Here is a 1,181-nt window from a genome sequence, read left to right on the forward strand (position 1 = left end):
GATATCAATGGAGTCATCGAGGATGGAGAACTGATTTTCACGATTCGCTACGGTACAACGCAATTCCGTCATGAGACGATTGCACGACTTGGAGAACTGCTGGCATCCGGCTTGCGTGAGGTGATTCATCATTGTGTCGCTCAAGAAAGAACGGTGTTGACCCCAAGTGATGTCCTGTTAAACCATGTAACGCTGGATGAGCTGGAGCAATTGGTGAAAGATACACAGGGTATGGGCGAACTAGAAAATGTGTATGCTTTGACACCGATGCAAAAGGGCATGCTCTTCTTCAGCCTGATGGATGAGAATTCGGCGGCTTATTTTGAACAGGCCACCTTTGAGTTGAACGGTCGTTTTGATGTGGTTGCTTTTGGTAAAAGCTTTGATCTGCTCGTGCAGCGTCATGAGGCATTGCGGACGAACTTTATCAGTTCATGGAAGGATGAGCCTGTACAGGTCGTCTTCCGCAACCGTAGCGGACAAATATATTATGAAGACTTGCGCGGACTAGAAAAAGAGGAACGAGAAGCTCGTGTTGAAGCTTTTGCCATCGAGGACAAAGCGAAAGGATTCAATCTCGCAGAGGATGCACTCATTCGTGTCTCCATTTTGCAAACGGGGGATGAAACGTATCACTTTGTTTGGAGCTTCCATCACATTTTGATGGATGGCTGGTGCTTGTCCTTTATGACACAGGAGGTATTTGGCAGCTATCTGACACTGCGCGCCGGTCATGAGCCAGCGCTGGAGCCTGTCACGCCGTTCAGTCGATTTATCGAATGGCTGGAACGTCAGGACCGTGAGGCAGCTTTGCAATATTGGCGTGGGTATCTGGCGGACTATGAGCAGCAAATTACGCTTCCTCAGCAAAAAACACAGCCGAAATCGATGCAAGCCGGGCTATATGTCGCTGAAGATCTGGAATGTGACTTCCAGCCAGAGCTGGTTGCTCAGATCGAACGGGTAGCGAAGCAAAATCAGGTCACGATCAATACGCTGATTCAGACCGTATGGGGCGTTCTGTTGCAAAAATATAACAACAGTACGGATATCGTGTTTGGCAGCGTTGTGTCCGGTCGTCCAGGGGATATTCCAGGCGTGGAGCACATGATCGGGCTATTTATCAATACAATTCCAGTGCGTGTGCAGTCTGAACCAGGTGAAACCTTTGTCGAGCTGAT

1 protein-coding gene is annotated in these 1,181 nt (G+C 48.8%); it reads left to right on the top strand.

Translation table 11 applies throughout. The annotated features are described in order from the left end of the window. A partial coding sequence (locus JOD82_RS28885; protein WP_245249173.1) for a condensation domain-containing protein occupies positions 1-1,181 on the top strand: 1,181 nt, incomplete at both ends.

The organism is Paenibacillus sp. 1182 (assembly GCF_017833915.1).
In the GTDB taxonomy this organism is placed as follows: Bacteria; Bacillota; Bacilli; order Paenibacillales; family Paenibacillaceae; genus Paenibacillus; species Paenibacillus polymyxa_D.